This window comes from uncultured Adlercreutzia sp. (assembly GCA_910585575.1).
GTDB lineage: Bacteria > Actinomycetota > Coriobacteriia > Coriobacteriales > Eggerthellaceae > Adlercreutzia.
In genome coordinates, this window is sequence record CAJUFS010000010.1 from 1 (window position 1) to 17,756 (window position 17,756).

At 64.5% G+C, this 17,756-nt stretch carries 16 protein-coding genes; all 16 read right to left on the bottom strand.

Annotated features, from left to right (window positions below; translation table 11 throughout):
- Positions 1–248: 248 nt before the first annotated feature.
- Entirely contained in the window at positions 249–1,139 is an 891-nt protein-coding gene (locus QZ307_RS02090) for a HAMP domain-containing sensor histidine kinase (RefSeq protein ID WP_295995106.1), read from the bottom strand.
- A 2-nt stretch (positions 1,140–1,141) separates the two neighbouring features.
- On the bottom strand, positions 1,142–1,933 hold the full coding sequence (locus QZ307_RS02095) for a hypothetical protein (protein ID WP_295995109.1): 792 nt from the start codon (positions 1,931–1,933) through the stop codon (positions 1,142–1,144).
- The gene (locus QZ307_RS02100; protein WP_295995111.1) at positions 1,926–2,978 is read right to left on the bottom strand and encodes an ABC transporter ATP-binding protein; all 1,053 of its coding nucleotides are present in this window, start codon (positions 2,976–2,978) and stop codon (positions 1,926–1,928) included. Before QZ307_RS02100 ends, QZ307_RS02095 begins: the two co-directional genes overlap by 8 nt.
- A gap of 146 nt (positions 2,979–3,124) precedes the next feature.
- On the bottom strand, positions 3,125–3,832 hold the full coding sequence (locus QZ307_RS02105; RefSeq protein WP_295995114.1) for a response regulator transcription factor: 708 nt from the start codon (positions 3,830–3,832) through the stop codon (positions 3,125–3,127).
- A gap of 3 nt (positions 3,833–3,835) precedes the next feature.
- Positions 3,836–4,984 (bottom strand): Xaa-Pro peptidase family protein, encoded by a 1,149-nt coding sequence (locus QZ307_RS02110; protein WP_366778704.1) that lies wholly within the window; start codon positions 4,982–4,984, stop codon positions 3,836–3,838.
- A gap of 91 nt (positions 4,985–5,075) precedes the next feature.
- Positions 5,076–5,504 carry a type II 3-dehydroquinate dehydratase gene (aroQ, locus tag QZ307_RS02115; protein WP_275207237.1) on the bottom strand — a complete coding sequence of 143 codons (429 nt, stop codon included), beginning with the start codon at positions 5,502–5,504 and terminating at the stop codon, positions 5,076–5,078.
- A 227-nt stretch (positions 5,505–5,731) separates the two neighbouring features.
- Positions 5,732–6,847, bottom strand: coding sequence for a 3-dehydroquinate synthase (gene aroB, locus QZ307_RS02120; RefSeq protein WP_295995123.1), 1,116 nt, complete (start codon positions 6,845–6,847; stop codon positions 5,732–5,734).
- The gene (locus QZ307_RS02125) at positions 6,829–7,365 is read right to left on the bottom strand and encodes a shikimate kinase (RefSeq protein WP_275207234.1); all 537 of its coding nucleotides are present in this window, start codon (positions 7,363–7,365) and stop codon (positions 6,829–6,831) included. The genes aroB and QZ307_RS02125 overlap by 19 nt, the downstream gene beginning before the upstream one ends.
- 74 nt (positions 7,366–7,439) lie before the next feature.
- Positions 7,440–8,606 (bottom strand): chorismate synthase, encoded by a 1,167-nt coding sequence (gene aroC / locus QZ307_RS02130; protein ID WP_295995133.1) that lies wholly within the window; start codon positions 8,604–8,606, stop codon positions 7,440–7,442.
- 197 nt (positions 8,607–8,803) lie between these two features.
- Entirely contained in the window at positions 8,804–9,730 is a 927-nt protein-coding gene (locus QZ307_RS02135) for a shikimate dehydrogenase (RefSeq protein WP_295995136.1), read from the bottom strand.
- A 30-nt stretch (positions 9,731–9,760) separates the two neighbouring features.
- A complete protein-coding gene (locus QZ307_RS02140) occupies positions 9,761–10,363 on the bottom strand; it encodes an HAD hydrolase-like protein (RefSeq protein ID WP_295995139.1) in 603 nt (200 codons plus the stop codon).
- A gap of 18 nt (positions 10,364–10,381) precedes the next feature.
- The gene (gene mltG / locus QZ307_RS02145) at positions 10,382–11,560 is read right to left on the bottom strand and encodes an endolytic transglycosylase MltG (RefSeq protein WP_295995142.1); all 1,179 of its coding nucleotides are present in this window, start codon (positions 11,558–11,560) and stop codon (positions 10,382–10,384) included.
- A gap of 70 nt (positions 11,561–11,630) precedes the next feature.
- Positions 11,631–12,047: a Holliday junction resolvase RuvX gene (gene ruvX, locus QZ307_RS02150; RefSeq protein WP_295995143.1), complete on the bottom strand. Its 417-nt coding sequence runs from the start codon at positions 12,045–12,047 to the stop codon at positions 11,631–11,633.
- 3 nt (positions 12,048–12,050) lie between these two features.
- Positions 12,051–13,199: a toxic anion resistance protein gene (locus QZ307_RS02155; RefSeq protein WP_295995147.1), complete on the bottom strand. Its 1,149-nt coding sequence runs from the start codon at positions 13,197–13,199 to the stop codon at positions 12,051–12,053.
- A gap of 49 nt (positions 13,200–13,248) precedes the next feature.
- Positions 13,249–14,865: a 5-bromo-4-chloroindolyl phosphate hydrolysis family protein gene (locus tag QZ307_RS02160; RefSeq protein WP_295995150.1), complete on the bottom strand. Its 1,617-nt coding sequence runs from the start codon at positions 14,863–14,865 to the stop codon at positions 13,249–13,251.
- 204 nt (positions 14,866–15,069) lie between these two features.
- On the bottom strand, positions 15,070–17,706 hold the full coding sequence (gene alaS / locus QZ307_RS02165; protein WP_295995152.1) for an alanine--tRNA ligase: 2,637 nt from the start codon (positions 17,704–17,706) through the stop codon (positions 15,070–15,072).
- Between the last annotated feature and the right edge of the window lie 50 nt (positions 17,707–17,756).

Genomic DNA, 17,756 nt, shown 5'->3' on the forward strand with positions numbered 1-17,756 from the left:
ATGGACTTTCCCTTGACCCGAATCTCGTTTCCGCGGTTTTCCGGTCGTGCCGTCATCAGTCTCACCGTCCTTTCGGTTCACGCGCTTGCTCTTTCCCTCTGTTATAGCACTGGGAAAAAATGACGCACTGTCGATTTACGTGAGGACGGGCAAACCGCCGACTTGCGGAAAGTAAGCGACCGCTAACCCCGAGGGAACGGCCAGTCAGCACACACCGAAGAAGGCGCTACAGAGCCGATTGAATGCTTTCAGGAGCGCAGGGTCACGCCGAAGCACTCCCCTTCCGCGGATGCTTCGAGCTGCATGTCCATAGCACGGGCGAGGTTGGCGGCGATGGCGAGACCCAGGCCGCTGCCGCCCGCCTGGCGGGCGCCATCGCCACAATAGAAGCGGTCGAACACGCGGGAGACATCGAGGGTATCCAGATGGTTCGCAGGATTGGAAACCGTAAGCCGGAAGTCCGACGCCGCCCCAGGCACCCGCAGCTCGACGCGGGGAGCGCCGCGGCCGTGGCGCAGGCAGTTGTCGAGCAGGTTGCCGACAACGCGCCCCAGGGCCTCGCCGTTGGCCTGCACTATGACGGGATCCTCGGGCAGCGATACCACCGGCTCCCAGGCGCGCTCGGCAAAGGCCGGGTAGCGGGCGCTCAGCGCCTCGGCCACTATCGCGCCTAGGTCAACACTTTCGCGCACCAGCGTTTGCTCGCCCTCATCGATTTTGGCGAATTCGAAGAGCTGATCCACGAGCCCGCGCATGACACCCAGCCGCTCGGCCGCGGCTGCCACACACTCGTCGCGCTCGGTATCGCTGTCGGCCAACGCGTACAGCTGCAAGTAACCCTGAGCCCCCGTCAGCGGTGTGCGCACATCGTGGGAGAACGACGCCAGGTTCCGCTGCAGCTCCCGACGCTCGGCTTCGGCGCTGCGCCGCGTCTCGTCGCACTCCTCGATCAGCGCGTTCACCTGCGACGCCAGCGCCCGGGCCGCCGGCGTCGGAAACGCCAGGCGCACTTTCCCCGCCCGACCGCGGGCCCTTGCCGCCAGTATAAGCTCCATGACCCGTAGCTGCCGCTCGTTCAGCCACCCCACCGCCACCAGCGCTACGACAAGGAGCAGGCACAACGCAACCAGCCAGATCATCGCTAAACCCTCTTCCGCCGAATTGCCAGCCAACACAGCGCCACTGCTGCAACCACTCCCACCACGGGACTCAGCATATCGAGCGCTAAAGGCGGCATGCCGCTCGCTCCCACGCGCTCCAAAACCTGAAGAGGCAGCCACGAGATGATTCCTGCCATCGTTCCCTCTGCGCCCAGCCAAAAGGCAACGACATTCAGCGCATGCTCGAAAGCGAGGCTGCACAGCAAAACCACGAAAAGCACTGCCACGATTTTCCGATCTGTCACCAAGAGCACCGCCAGCGTGGCCATCGAGCAGAATACCGCTGCCAGCACCACCATCAATGCCCAGCGCACAAATCTCCCCTCGCCAAACCCCACGCTCATCGGGGCAAAAGGAAGGAGCGCAGCCCACGTAGCGGCGAACGCTACAAGAACCAGGGACAACGCTACCACGGTCGAGAGCACCACCATGGCCAGCACATAGTCTCGGCGAGCACTTTTCCCAACCATCAAAAGTCGCATACCGCCCTCGTGACTGTCATCAGCGTAAAGCACCGCCACGGTCCAGGAGGCGAAAAGGCACAGGTAGAGCGGCGCATGATAGGCGCTCATCACCAGTTCCGCATTGACCGCAACCTGCCGATCACCAAAAGATGGCAAGAGGGGCATCCCGGTAATCTGCGACCCCATCAATGCGTTTTCGGCTACCGAACGGCCAACTACATAGACAACGAACGCAGTCAGGCCGAAGAATCCCCAGAATGTCACGCTGCGCACAAGCCGATACAACTGGGCACGCAGAATGTTAAGCATGGAGATCACCTCCTTCCTCAGCGGCCGACTTCGCCGAAGGATCATCCGCACTCCGCATCGGAGTAGCAAGATCGCCGGACGCACCCTTTCCGCGTACCGGAGCGGTGCCGCCCATGAGAGTTACGAAGTACTCCTCGATGTCGCGACTACGGATGTACAGGCCACTTACAGGCACGTCCGCCGCCAGGAGAACGCGACCGACCTCTTCAGCCGTAGGCACCCCTGTGTCGACGACGGAGCCCGGTGTTTCTACCTCTCCGACGGCCCCGATGCGGATGGCGTCATCGGGCATGACCGCGAAGGCCGCCTCGGGCCAGCGTTGCTGAAGCACGGCCAAGGCCCGAGGCGCATCGGGAGTTTCCACGCACAGATAGTCCGCGCACTCGGCAGCCACCTGGTCGGCGGTCATCTCGCACACGAGCTTTCCCTCGCGGATGACGCCGTAGCGGGTAGCCATACGATCCAGCTGATCCAGCACGTGCGAGCTGATAAGCACCGCCACCTGTCGCGTTTCAGCCAGATTCACCAGCAGCTCGCGCACGAGGCGCACCCCTTCGGGGTCAAGACCGTTGAAGGGCTCGTCGAGCAGCAGCACTTCCGGCTCGCCTATCAGGGTCAAGGCCAAACCCAGTCGCTGCTTCATGCCCAGGGAGAAATGGCCCGCTCGATCGCGCTCCGCAGGGTCGAGCCCTACCGCTCGCAACACCCCGACTGCCGCGTCCTTCGCATCTGGGAGCCCCTGGGCCAGCGCCCGCACCATCACGTTCTGGAAAGCGGAAAGAGAGGGATTCACCGCCGGCTGCTCAATGAGGCAGCCAAGGTGGGCGCTCGTCTGGCAGGGGCCCAGCGCCTCGCCGTAAATCTCCACCGCACCCGACGAGGGAGCCAAATATCCCGCCAGCATCTTCAGCAGCGTCGACTTGCCCGCTCCGTTGCGACCAACCAAGCCGTAGATATCACCCGGAGCCAAGGTCAGCGAGACCCCATCGACAACACGCTTACCCCAAAAGGAGCGCGAGAGGTTTTCGCACGTCAAAGCTGCCACGGGATCTCCTTCCGTCTGGTATCAACCGATGGTTCCAGCATAACGGGAGGCCATGCAGAAAGATCCGAGGAAGTGCCAAGATTTTTCCAAGATTGCCTTCGGGCGACCGCCTGGAATGAGACAGCCAACCGTCTGACTCATTCCAGCTAGCCCAAATCACGCAGCTTGAAGCCTACGCCCCACACGGTTTCAATGAGGTCCGGGGCCTGCGCCTCGCGCAGCTTCGCGCGAATGTTGCCGATATGGGTGGCCACGGCCTTGTCCTCCAGGGCCCCTTCGCTCCCGGCTGCCGCGGCCGAAAGGCTGCGCTTGGTATGCACGCGCGCCGGCGCGGCCATCAGCGCTTCCACCATCGCGAATTCCGTCGGCGTCAGATGCACCGGCACACCACTGGCCACAAATGTCCGGGCTCTCGAATCGAGCACCCACGACCCGTAGCGCAGAGTGTCATCCCCTGACGACGTCACGCCATCAAAACCGGCACGCCTCCCCGCCCGTCGCAGCACCGCTTCCACGCGAGCGCCCAGCTCTTCCAAGTCGAACGGCTTTACCAAATAGTCGTCGGCGCCCAGCTGCAGCAGATCAACCCGGTCGGCCACTGTAGCGCGAGCGGAAAGCACGATCACGGGCAGCCCGACGGTGGTAGCCCGAGCCACCACGTCCTCGCCATCGGCCCCTGGCAACATAAGATCGCTGATCAGCAAGTCGAAGCTTCCGCCCTCCAAGCGCAGCAGCCCCTCGGTACCGGAGAACGCCGCCGTGCAAACGGCGCCCCGTTTGCCCAAGTAGGAGCACACCACCTTGTTGATGGCCTCGTCATCTTCCACCACCAGTATGCGCAGATTCTCTAACACAGGCTAGATAACTACCATCTCGTGGGTGCTTTGCGTGAATACGTCGAAGCCGTCGTCGGTGATGACGCCGAAGTCTTCCAAGCGCATGCCGAACTTGCCCGGCAGGTAGATGCCCGGCTCTACGGTGACCACGTTGCCTGCTACCAGCGGCTGCTCGTTGCGCGGCGCCAGCACGGGCTCCTCGTGGATATCGAGACCGACGCCATGACCCAGGCCGTGGCCCATGCGTCCCGCGAAACCGCCCTCAGTCAGCACCGATTCCGCCAGTTCGTGCGCTTCCTTGCCCGTCACGCCGGGCGCCAGCATGGCCTCCACCGCCTCGTTGGCCGCCCGCAACGTGTCCCAAGCGGCGCGCATTTCGCCTTCGGGCTCGCCCAGGAACACCGTACGCGTCATGTCCGAGCAGTACCCGTAGGACTTTGCTCCGAAATCAAGGACGACGCACTGCCCCGCCTCGAGCATGGTGGCGCCGGGGATGGCATGGGGGCTCGCCCCGTTGGCGCCCGTGGCCACAATGGAAGGGAACGCCAGGCCCTGGGCCCCGTGGCGCAGCATGAACTCTTCCAGCTCCAGTTGCACCTGTCGCTCGGTCATACCCGGCTTCATATATTGGATGATATGGGAAAACGCCGCATCGGTAATAGACTGGGCCCCGCGCATGCGAGCCACCTCGTAGGGATCCTTCACCGCGCGCAACTTGAGCACCAATCCGTCAGTTTCGCCAATAGGGAAATCGGCGGGGAAGGCCTTCTGGAGCGCGCGGTACTCGGCCAAGGTCATGGTGTCCTCTACCTGCAGCTCCGCCTCAGGCATGCCGTGCAGCCACGAGCCGTTCCACTGGCGCGCCACAAAAGCCGCGTGGCTCTCGCGGGCCGTATCGATGCGAATGGGCGAACGACGGGCCGCCTCTTCACAGGCGGTAGCGTACCGCGAATCGGTGTGAAGCACCGCGCGGTCGCCGCTGATGTACAGCGCATGGGCCGCCTCGTCGTCGAAAACGTCATCAAAGGCCGTAATCCAGTGGATGTTGGACGTGTCACGCACCACCATGGGACTCGGCCGCCCGTCGCGCAGCTGAGCCAAAGCGCGCAGCAGCTGCCCCACATGCCATTCGCAGGCCACCGGATTGTAAAGCTCGTTGTACACCGTCATAGCATCGACTCCGATTCTCGTTTCGCAAACCGCGCAGGCCCCCAAGAGCGGCAGCTTCAACCACCCTCGAGCAGCGCCCGCGGCCTCTCCCCTACTCCTCCAGCAGCATATCGAGGGCACGCAGATAGCCCTCCTTGCCCAGGCCCTTCACCTGGCCCACGCAGGCCGGCGCAATCACCGAATGACGGCGGAACTCCTCGCGCTTCGAGATATCCGAAATATGGATCTCCACCACCGGCACGTCAATGCACTCGACTGCGTCATGAAGCGCATAGGAGTAGTGCGTATGCGCTCCCGGGTTGTACACAATGCCATCGTACACCCCATGGGCCTCATGCAGCTTGTCAACCAAGGCCCCTTCATGATTCGACTGAAAGCAATCGACCTCGCACCCACGCTCGGCCCCATAGGCCCGAACCATTTCCTCAATGGCAGCCAGCGTATCCGACCCATAAATAGCCGGATCGCGCACACCAAGCATATTAAGGTTAGGCCCATTCATCAGCAGTATTTTCTTCAAACCGATTCACCCTTTCATAGATCGGTCGGGAAGGGGTGCTCGCAGACCTCCTGAGCGCCCCCTGGAGAACGCGGCCGTTAAGAAACAGATTCCACTTCGCCAGCACCAGTTCTGGGATAGTACCGACTTATGGGCATCATCTCCTCTGTTTCTTTTGCCGCGTTCGGAAGGGGATCAGCGCGAAGCGGGCTGCGAGCGCCCCTTCCCGCCGATCGTCCGAGGAGTCCCTAGCGGACCTTCGAAGCCTCCCAAGCACGCAAGTGCTCCAAGATGACCGCGTCCTCCACGGCCACCAACTCCCACGACCCAATATCCCGCGGTAGCACGAAGCGCACCTCGCCACTGCGCGTCTTCTTGTCGCGTTTCATGGCCGCCAGAATGTCCTCGGCCGGCGCTGACCACGGCAGCGACGGCAGGCCCAGACGGTCCAGCAGCTCGCCCTGGGTTTGCACCAGCTCGGGCGACGTGCCCACCACGTCCACGCCCAGCTGGGCCGCAAAACGCATGCCCTCGGCCACGGCGGCTCCATGAGAGTACACCCCGTAGCCAGCCAAGGTCTCGATGGCATGACCCAAGGTGTGGCCGTAGTTCAGGCACTCGCGCACGCCGCGGCTCTCCGTCTTATCGGCCGCCACTACGCCCGCCTTGAACACCACCGAGCGTGCGATGGCCTCGCTTACCCCGGCGTCATCGCGGGCCGCCAGGGCGTCGGCCTGCTCCAGCAGCCAGAAAAAGAACTCGTCGGAATCGATTACCGAGGACTTGGCAATTTCCGCGCAGCCGCAGGCCCACTCACGCTCGTCCAGCGTGGCCAGAGTGTCGGTAGAAGCCGCCACATAGGCGGGCTGCTTGAACGTGCCCACCAGGTTCTTGCCCGCGTCCAGGTTCACGCCAGTCTTGCCGCCCACGGAGGAGTCCACCATGGCCAAAAGCGTGGTAGGCACCTGCACGAAGGTGATGCCGCGCATGTAGGTGGAGGCCACGAAACCGGACAGGTCGCCCACCACGCCGCCGCCCAGGGCCACTACCGCCGCATCGCGGGTCAGCCCCAGCTGCGCCATGGCATCCCAGATCTCGCCGGCCACGGCCACAGATTTCGCCTCTTCGCCCGCAGGCACCACAATGTCGCTTACCCGGAACCCCGCGGCCTTGAGCGACGTGCGCGCCGCCTCCAAGTAGAGCGGTGCCACGTTGGCGTCGGTGATGATAAGCAGATGCGGCGCGTGGGCCACGGCGGGCAGCTTCTTCGCCCACGAGCCGAGCCCCTCCAGAACGCCCGCGCCGATGCGCACGTCGTACGGCGTCTCGCCAGGAATATTCACCACTACTTTTGTTGCGGGCACAGCACGCCCTCCTTTTCCAGAATGCGTTGCACTTCGCGGGCAATGGCGGGCACCGACTTGCCGGCCGTGGACACCGTCACATCGGCCACCGCCTCATAGAGGGGGCGGCGCTCCTCGCAGCGGGCCCGGGCGCTGTCCAAATCCTGGAACAGCGGGCGCGTCGATTTATCGCGAATGCGGTCGGAGGCCTCGTCAGCCGTCACATCGAGGAAGACCACCAGGCCGCCCTCGGCAAAGATCTCGTGGTTCTCCGGCGTGACCACCACGCCGCCGCCGCAGGACACCAGAAGCGGGTCCTCCTTGGCCGCCAGCTCGCGCAGCACGTCCGTCTCAATGGCGCGAAAACCCGGCTCGCCATCGGTGGCGAAGATCTCGGTGATCTTGCGCCCTTCCCGACGCTCCAGATAGGTGTCCATGTCCACCGAGGCAATGCGGCAGGTGCGGGCCAAACGACGGGCCACCGATGTTTTGCCCGCCCCCATGAAGCCCACGAAGAACACCGGGCGCGTCAGCACCATGGGCTCGTCCGCATGCGGAGCCGGGCGGCGGGGGCGTCTTCCGTTTCGCTGTGCGTCTTTTCCCTGAGCCATAGCTATCGCCCCATGGTCTTCAAACGCTTCTGATACGCCTTGATGGCCGCTTTCACATCGGCCATGCAGGTGGAGCCGAAGGCCTCCAGGTAGGCATTAGCCAAGGCGAAGGCCACCTCGCCCTCGGCCACCACGGCCGCCGCGGGCACCGCACAGGTGTCGCTGCGCTCCTTGGAGGCCTCCTCGACCTCCAGCGTGTCCAAGTTCACCGTGCCGAGCGGCTGCATCAGCGTGGGGATGGGCTTCATGGCCGCCGTCACCACCAGGGGCATGCCGTTGGTCATGCCGCCCTCCAGGCCGCCGGCGTTGTTGGAGGTACGCACAAACTCGCCGTTTTCCAAGGCAATGGGGTCGTGCACCTGGGAGCCCACGCGACGGGCCGCCTCGAAACCCAGGCCGAACTCCACGCCCTTGATGGCGGGAATGGAGAACAGTGCCGCGCCGATGCGCGAGGTCAGGCGATCGGGGCCCGTGGCGTAGGAGCCCAAGCCGGGCACGAGGCCCGTGGCCACCACGCGGAAGGTGCCGCCCAGGCTTTCGCCGTCGGCCTTGGCGCGATCCACGGCGCGCTTCATGGCCTCGGTGGTGCGCTCGTCGGGGCAGCGCATCTCGGAAAGCTCGATATCCAGGGGCGCATGCTGCACCACCTGGGCCAGATCTTCATCGGCCAGGCGCACATCGCCCACCGACGTCACATAGGAGAATACATCCACACCCAACTCGGCCAGAAACTCCCGTGCAATGCCGGCAGCGGCCACGCGGGCCGCGGTCTCCCGGGCGCTGGCGCGCTCGAGGATGTTGCGGCAGTCGTCGGTGTTCGTCTTCAGGACACCCACCAAGTCGGCATGACCGGGGCGGGGCGTCACCTCGCGCACCAAATCGGACGGGACGCAGCCGAAGGCGGCCATGCGATCGGTCCAGTTCTCCCAATCGCGGTTGCGCACGGTCAGCGCAATGGGGGTGCCCAGGGTGCGCCCGAAACGCACGCCACTGGTCACGCGCACCGTGTCCGTCTCAATGGCCTGGCGGCCGCCGCGGCCGTAACCGGACTGGCGACGCTTCAGATCGGTGTTGATCTGCTCCTCGGAAATGGGAAGGCCGGCCGGCACCCCGGTCACAATGGCCGTGAGCTCGGGGCCGTGGCTCTCCCCCGCAGTGATGTATTCCATGCTGGTTGCTTTCTGTCGTGGATAGAACAGGCCTATTGTAGCGCAGCCGCATTTCAATTCCGGGGCGTGTTCGCCCAAGGTGACATCGTGTCGCCCCCGATGGCGCCGTCAGGTTGGCTCGAAAGCTTGCTTCCACGCAACACGCCGCCTCGAAGCCTCACCCGAGGCCGCTCCGGTCCGCGACAGCAACCGCGACTCTAGAGGCTGAATCCCGCCGCCTTCGCCATAAGATCGAACAGGGCGTCATCGGAAAGGTCCAGCTTGGGCTCCTCGGTAATATCGCGCAGGATATGCACGGTTACCACGGCCTGGCCCACCAGCATGCCGGCCCCGTCGAAAGTACGGCATCCCGCCGCCCGGGCTGCGGCCACCAAGGCCGTCTCACCGTGGCCGTAGACCACGTCGAACACCGTCTGGCGCGCCGACAGCAACGCCGTGTCAAAGGGAGCGCCATCGCCCTCGTTCATGCCCAAAGGCGTGGCGTCCAGGATAATATCGGCCGCCGCAATGGCCTGACGCGAGGTGTCATAGCTGCCGTACTTGAACTCCACCTGGCGGTACACGTCGGCGAAACTCAAGTGATGCTCTTGGAACGCCGGCATATCCACCGTGCGTCCCACCAAAGCCCCCAGCTCGTCCACGTAGGTGCGCAGCACATCATGGGCCCGCGGCACCGCGCGCCCCACCAGCAGCACCTCGGCCGGCCCCGCCTGGGCCACGGCATGGAGAATGGACAGCGACGTGGGGCCGGTGCCGCACACCACCACCTTCTTGCCGCGGAAGGTAACACCTTCGCGTTCCAGGTAGGCCACGCAGCCCTGGCCGTCAGTGTTGTAGGCAATAAGCGTGCCGTCCTTGTTCACCAGCACGTTGGCCCCATGGGCCAACTGCGCCGAGGCCGCCTGCACATCGGCAGCGGCGAAGGCCTGGGGCTTGTAGGGCGTCGTGATGTTGATGGACAGGAAATCCCGCTCCTTCAGGAAGGCCTCGGCCTGGGCAACCTCGGGAAGATCCATGAACCCGTAGTGCCACGGCAGCCCCACCGACTCGAACACCGCGTTGTACATGACCGGCGATTTCGAATGGGCGATAGGATGCCCGAGGATATACAGGTTCTTGGTCATAGCGTTCTCCTTGATCAGCGCGCTGGGCAGTTACTCTTCCTGGGCCGGTGCGGGTTGCGCCCTTACCACCGCGCCCGCCGCCCGTCCGGGAATCACCTCAGGGCCGGGCACGCCAGCGTCCGCCGTGACATTCACCGCCGGCTCCGGCTTGCGATCGCCCAGAATGGCGGATTCCAGCACCCGCAGCGCCTTCGTGTGCTTCAGGTCCTGCTTCACCAAAGGCTGCAGCATATAGGCGGGAAGGCCGGCACAGTGGGCGCCCAGCACGTCGGTGGTCAGCTGGTCGCCGATGACCACGGTGTCGCTGCGCCGTGCCCCCAGCTTGCGCATGCCGGCGAAGAAGGCCGGCGGCAGCGGCTTCATGGCCTTGGCCACCAGAGGCAACTCCATCTGAGCGGCAAAGTCGTGGGCATCGGCATGCCAGTTGTTAGACACCAGGCAGAACTGGACACCGGCCGTACGGGCGCGTCCCAGCCACATTCCTACATCGCGGGGCACCGCATGGGTGTCGCGGGCACGGATGGTGTTGTCGATATCGAGCAGCACATGGGTATACCCCGGCGCCAGCAAATCACGATCGATGTCGATATCGGTTATGCGCGAGAAATAGCGCTCGGGACTCCACAGGGCCATAGCATCACCGGAACGCGCCTAGGCGGCGTCAGATTCCTGACCCCCGTCGGAATGCTCGGCAATGGCCTGCTCGTGCTCTTCCAGGGTTTTGCTGAAGAAGCTTTCCACCGTGCCGTCGTCGGCCACATGGAAGTAGAAGAACATGTCCTTCGTCTTCATCGGATCGCACACCGCCTGCAGAGAGTTGAGGCTCGGCGAGCAGATGGGCGTGGGCGGCAGACCCTCGTGGGTATAGGTGCTGTAAGGCGTGTCGGCGTGCACTTCATCAGCGGTAGGCTCGCGTCCCACCTCGTAGGCCGTGGTGGCGTCCGATTCCAGGAACGGTCGGTCGGAAGCCAGACGGTTGTAGAACACGCCGGCCACGTGAGCGCGCACCTCGTCGTCATCGTTGGATTCCTTCTCCACAATGGAGGCCAAGGTGACGGCTTGGTACAAGTTGAGCCCCTTGCTTTCCGGATACTCGAAGGACAGGCCCTTCGTTTCCTCGCCAAACTGAGAGAGCATCATGCGCACCACCGCTGCCGCATCATCGGCCGCGGTGATCGTATAGGTTTTGGGGAACAGGAAGCCCTCGAGGGAGTTCGTGCCCGCGGTTTCCAGGAACGGGTACTCCTTGGCATAGACGCTGGCATCGGCTGAAGCCTCGTTGAAGGCATCCTCGGTAATGCGGCCGCCCGTGGCCTCGGCCACCGCCTTGGCCGTCTCGGCCCGCGTAAGGCCCTCGGGCAAGGTGAGGCTATCGCCCGTGGCAGCGGGGCCGGCCATAATGAGGCGCACAATTTCCTCGACGGACTGGCCGCCCTGGAACGTATAGGTACCGGGAATAAGCGACGAAGCCGCCTCGAGACGGGTTACCTCGTTGGTGAAGTCCTGAGCCCAGGCGATCAGATGGTTCTCGACCAGGGCGTCGCCGATGGCCTGGGCGCTCTCGCCCTCCTCGATGGTCACGTGCACCGTCTGACCCGCCTCCAAAAGCTGCGGCTGCTCAGCCGTGCAGCCGCGCACCACGAAGAACACCACGGCCGCCACAATGACAAGAGCCACGACCCCCAGGAAAATAAAGGGCTTGATATCGCGCTTCGGCACGATGGCGCTAGTGTCGTAGGTGCGGAACTCCTTATCGCCTCGAGCGTGAGCCGCGCGAGCCGCTCGCGTGGGGCGCGAAGAGTAGGTGACGTTCTTGTTATGAAGAGCCAAGAGAGGGCCTTTCTCGCAAAGCACCGGCACCGCCGGCGGGCAAGCCGCGGCCCCTCACGCCAAGGCGCCCTTACGAGCGGGCGCGCTCATCGAGCCACGACTGCAGAAACAGACTTGCGGCTATCATATCAACCTTGCCGCGCATCGACCTTTCGTCATGGCCCTTTTCACGCAAAATGCGTTTGGCCTCGGCGGAACTTAAGCGCTCATCGGCGAAAACGTGCGGCAGATCGCACGCGGCGCTGATGGTCGCGGCATTCTGGCGAATGCGCGCCGCCTGGGGGCCTTCCTCCCCCGCCAGCGTGCGGGGCAGGCCGCATACCAAAAGCTCCGGCTCCCAGTCTTCCAGCACGCGCTTGAACGACTTGGCGTTCGCCAGCACCTCGGCCGCCGGCAGCACGCACACGGGGCTCGCCACCCGCTCGCCCGGGTCGCTGACGGCCACGCCCACGCGCACCTCTCCGATATCGAGCGCCATAACCCGCATGGCCTAGCGCACCTCCAGCATCTTGGCGCGCAGCTCGGCCTCCATGCGGCGCATCTCCGTCTCGGCCTCGGCGCGCTTGGCGCGGCCCTCGGCCTGGATTTTCATGACCTCGTCGAAGGTCTGGATGAGGTTCTCGTTGGTGACGCGCAGGGTTTCGATGTCCACAATGCCGCGCTCGGACTCGCGCGCCACGTCCACCGTGGACTGCTTCAACTTCTCGGCGTTCTTGCGCAAAAGCTCGTTGGTCATATCGGTGACGGCACTTTGGGCGCGCAGAGCCGCCTCGTTGTTAGCGAGCCCTAAGGCCAGCACCATCTGGCTCTTCCACAGCGGAATGGTGTTCACGAGCGTGGTCTGGATTTTCTCGATCATGAGCATCTCGTTGTTCTGCACCAGGCGAATCTGCGGCGCCATCTGCATGGCCACCGTGCGCGAGAGGTCGAGGTCGGAGAGCTTCTTCTCGAAGCGGTTGCAAGCGGCAGCCAGCTTCTGCACCGCCTCGGCGTCCTCGGTGGACCCAGAGGCCTGGGCCTTCGCCGACAGCTCGGCCAGATCGCCCTCGCGCACCTGGGCCAGGCGCTGGCGGCCGGCCAACAGGTACATGGTCAGCTCCTTGAAGTAGGTGAGGTTCAGCTCGTAGAGCTGATCGAGCATGGCCGCGTCCTTCATGAGCGTCACCTGATGACCCTCCAGGGCCTTGGCAATTTTGTCCACGTTGGCCTCGGCGGCATCATAGCGGGCCTTCAGGGCCACAATCTTGTTGGCCTGGCGCTTGAACAGGCCGAAGAAACCCTTCTCCTCATCGTCGGTATCAAAGCTCTTCAGCTCAGTGACCACGTTCGCAATAAGGTCGCCGGCCTCGCCCAAATCCTGGGTGCGCACCTTCTCCAGGGCCGTCTCGGAAAACGACGCCATCTTCTTCTGGGCGCCCGAGCCGAAGGTGAGCACCTGCTGGGAGTTCGCGATGTCGATCTGCTGGGCGAAGGCCTCCACCTGGGCCAGCTCTTCGGCCGAGAGCGAGTCGGCCAGCGACGGGGCGGCCGGCTCGGGAGCTTCGGTTTCAATGATGGCGGCCTCAGTCACCTCTTCCACCGGCTCCAGGGTGAGCTTCGGCGTAGGGATGTTGTCGAGGTTTTTCAGTTCGTCGTTCATGGGGAATCCTTTCGGGAAGAGGGGTGGGGAAAGCGATTACGTGAGCCGCCTAGGGTTTCGCGTCAAAGGGGCCGTCAGTCAGCCCCTCCTGGGCCAGCAGGGCGTGAAGCACCGAGATATCGGCGGACACGTCCATGTTGAGCTCTTGGAAGGTGTCGTCGAGCAACTTCTCGAAGGCGCTGTTGAGCACGTCGAGGGTATGCTCAATCTCACGGCGCGACGAGGCGATGTTCTCGCCTTGGACCGGCTGCTCCTCCAGGGCGTCATAGGCCTCAAGCAGCTTGAGCGTCGTGGGCAGGTAGTAGTCGTTCAGGCGGTCGAGCCCGGCGATGACCTTCGGCTCCTCTTCGGCGCGAGCCAGAATGCGCGCCGTCACTTCTTCGAGGGCCGTCACCTTCTGGCTGACTGCAGCGTCGTCAATGCGGGCGTTGAGCGCGGCCATCTGCTGCAGCGCGCTCTGGCCGCGATCGATGAAGGCGCGCTCGACGGGAGTCAGGCGGTCAGTGCGTGCCTGCTGGACGGCCTGAGCTGCCGCCTGGGCCGCTTCTTCGGCAGCGCGTGCCTCCGCGGCGGCCTGCTGGTCGGCCAACGTCTGACGCTGCGCCTGCTGGAACTGCAAGTACTGGTGATAGGCGTTGTCGGTGACCATAAGCGTTTGGTTGTTGTCGTCCAGACGCCCCTCGGGCAGATAACCGTTCTTGATGAGGCGGCGCACCGTCGCAAGCGTCGCCTTGGGCGAAAGCTGCAGGCGTTGGGCCAGTTCGTCGATGTTGCACACCTCGCGATTGCCCATAATGCGCTTAAGAGCCTTGAGGCGCGATGCCTTGCGCAAGCAGCTGATGCCGAGGCCGAGCACCGTTACCGCCCCGGCCGTCAACAGCCCGAAGATTACCGCCGTGGCAACGCCTGCAGGCGCGGCCACCGCTCCCATGATGAGTCCGGTGATGGCGGCCCCGCCGAAAACAACCGTGCCCGCGCCACCGGCGGCGGTCATAAGTGCGCCGGAAGCGGTGAGGCCCCAGGACGAGCGGAAGCGTTTCTTGGCCTGAGCGAGCGGCTGCCCCACGGGTGCGTAAGCCGCCTGATAGGCCGGAGAGGCCGCTGGCGAACCGACTGCTGGCGCCGCACCCGGCGCGCCCGACTGCGGTCGATAGGCGGTGGGAGCGCCTGACGCGCCCCCTTGCGACCGATAGGCCGCCGAAGCCTGCGCCGCCTTACGCGCCTCCTTCCGAGCCTTCTTCTGTGCTTTCTTCTGAGCCTTGCGCTTCGCCTCCAATTCCTGGTAGGCCTTAAGGTTCTTCTCGGGCGACTGACCCAGGGCCTGGGCCGCCCCATCGGCAGCCTTGTTCACCAACTGGGCAAACTGCGAGAACGCCTTGTCCACTGACTGACACATTTTCTGGAAGTCCTGCGCCGACATGCCGGGAACCGGGCTTTCGGAACTCGTACGCGGCCCGGCATTCCAGCTGGCGCCGCTCCAGGAAGAACCCTCGGATGCAGTGCGCGAGGCCGCCCCGTTACGCGCTGCATCCACCGACGCGAACTCGTCCGGCGTCTCGTATACGCTCTCCGGCCCGGGCGTCTGCGGCTGCGCCGCCGACTGCGGTCTTCCCCACCCGTCGACAGGCCGCTGAGGGCCAGACGAAGAAGGGTACGGGGAATTCATGCGCGCTCCTAACCACCGACAGCCATAGGCTGCACCGTTAAACTTCCGCCATCTTACCACGCAGCCTCGACGCCCCTCCAAAGCTCCCCGTGCTTCCACGCAATGCGCACCCACGGAAATTGTGCAGCAAGCTGCTGCACAAATGAAAAGCGGGCGAGGTCTCCCCCGCCCGCTGGCTTGGTTGCCTGTCGCGCCCGCGCGCCGTTACAGGATCATGTTGCGGGCGATTTCCAGGGCGTCGTCGATGCCCTCGGCGTTCTTGCCGCCGGCCTGGGCCATGGTGGGCTTGCCGCCGCCACCGCCCTGGATGGCCGGGCCCATGGCCTTGATAAGGGCGCCGGCGTCGAAGCCCTTGGCCACGGCCTCGTCAGTACCGGCCGCCATGAGCACGGGCTTGCCGTCGTTCACACCGGCCACCACCAAGGCGCCGGGCTCGCTCATGCGGCTGCGAATAACGTCCCACATGTTGCGCATCTGGCCGCCGTCGCGCACCTCGGTGCGGGCGATGATAACCGGGTAGCCGGCCGGGGCGTCCTGCACCTGGGACAACAGCTCGGTGAACATGTCGTCGCTGACCATGGTCTTTGCGCGCTTGGCCTTCTGCTGCATGTCCTTCATGGTCTTGGCATTGGCCGCTGTGCGCTCGGACACGTCGAACATGGGCACGCGCAGAATGGCCGCCGTTTCCTTCAGCTCGGCCTCCACCTTGTCCAGATAGGCCAGGGCGCCGTAGCTGGTAACGGCCTCGATGCGGCGCACGTTGGCGCCTACCGACGTCTCCGTGGTGATCTTCATGAGGCCGATCTCGGCCGTGTTCTTCACGTGGCAGCCGCCGCACAGCTCACGGGAGAAGTCGCCAGCCTCCACCACGCGCACTACGTCGCCGTACTTCTCGCCGAAGAGCCCCGTCACGCCCGCGGCGCGTGCCTCTTCCAGCGAGGTCTCATAGATAGTAGTGGGCGTAGCGCTCATGATGTGCATGTTGGCCTCGCGCTCCACCTCGGCAATTTGCTCCGGCGTCATAGCCTCGAAGTGGGTAAAGTCGAAGCGCAGGCGGTCGGGACCCACGTAGGAGCCGGCCTGTTTCACGTGGTCGCCCAGCACCTTGCGCAGAGCGGCATGCAGGATATGGGTGCCCGTGTGGTTGCGTTCGATGGCGGCGCGGCGGTTGGCGTCCACCTTGGCCACGACGGTATCGCCCACGGCAACGGTGCCCTCATCGGAGCGCACCGCATGGACGAACAGGCCCTTCTCGGGAGCCGTAGTGTCAAGCACGTAGACGTGGTCGTCGCCGTTCTCGATGACGCCGGTATCGCCTACCTCGCCGCCCATTTCGGCGTAGAAGGGGGTGGCGGCCAGCAGCAGCTCGCCGGTCTGGCCAGCCTCCAGGCGCTCGACGCGCTCGCCCTCGCGCAGGATGGCGATGACCTTCGTCTCGGCGGCCGTGGCGGCATAGCCCGTGAACTCCGTAGGTCCGAACTCCTTCAGCAGGTCGGCGTAGATGCCGCCGTAGGTAGACCACGCGGCCTCGGCGTCCTTGGCGCCGGCGGCACGGGCGCGCTCGCGCTGGGCCTCCATGGCGGCCTCGAAGCCCTCCATGTCCACGGCAATGCCGCGGCCCTCGGCGATCTCCTGGGTCACTTCCACGGGGAAACCGTAGGTGTCATGCAGCGTGAAGGCTTCCTCGCCGGCGAGCGTCGTGCCCTCCAGCTTGCCCAGGGCATCTTCCAGATAGGCCTGCCCCTGGCGCAGGGTGGCGCCGAAGCGCTCCTCCTCGGCCATGATGAGCTTGCGCTCCAGCTCGCGGTTCTCCACGATCTCCGGATACACATCGCCCATAAGACGCACGATCTCGTCCACGTACTCGTTGAGGAAGTGACCCTCGATGCCGATGAGATGGGCCTTCATGATGGCGCGGCGCAGCAGGCGGCGCAGCACGTAGCCGCGGCCCTCGTTGGAGGGCAGGATGCCGTCGGCAATCATGAACGTGACGGCGCGGGAGTGGTCGGCGATGATGCGCAGTGACAGATCGATCTCCGCATTCTCGCCATAGGTGACGCCGGCCAGACGCTCGCCCACCGCTACCAGGCTGCGCAGCACGTCGGTCTCGTAGTTGGACTGCACGCCCTGCATGATGGCGGCCATACGCTCCAGGCCCATGCCCGTGTCGATGTTCTTCGTGGGCAGCTCGGCCAAGGTGCCGTCCTCCTGGCCGTCGTACTGGGTGAACACGCAGTTCCAGTACTCCAGGAAGCGATCGCAGTCGCAGCCCGGCGCGCAGTCGGGGCTGCCGCAGCCGAACTCGGGACCCTGGTCGAAGTAGATCTCCGAGCAGGGACCGCAGGGGCCGGTGGGGCCGGCACGCCAGAAGTTGTCGTCCTCGCCCAGGCGCGAGATGTGGTCGTCGGGCACGCCCAGGTTCTTCCAAATCTCAATGGTCTCGTCGTCGTCCTCGAACACCGTGAAGTACAAACGCTCCGGCGGCAGCTCCAGCACGTTGACGGAGAAGTCGTAGGCCCAGGCGCACATCTGCTCCTTGAAGTAGGCGCCGAAGGAGAAGTTGCCCAGCATCTCGAAGAAGCTGAGGTGACGGCCCGTGGTGCCAATGATGTCGATGTCGTTGGTACGCACGCACTTCTGCACCGTGGTGGTGCCGATGTAGGGAGCCTCCAGTTCCTTCTGATGCAGGAAGTAGGGCTTGAACTGCACCATGCCGGCGCTGGTCAGCAGAAGGGAGGGGTCATCGGGGATGAGCGAGGACGAGGGCATGCGCTTGCAGCCCTTCTCCTCGAAGTAAGCGAGGTACTTCTCGCGGATCTCAGCAGTGGTCATATAGCGCATAGGTGCCTGCCCGTCCTTTATCGGTCGTAGAATATTCGTCGGAAATTATA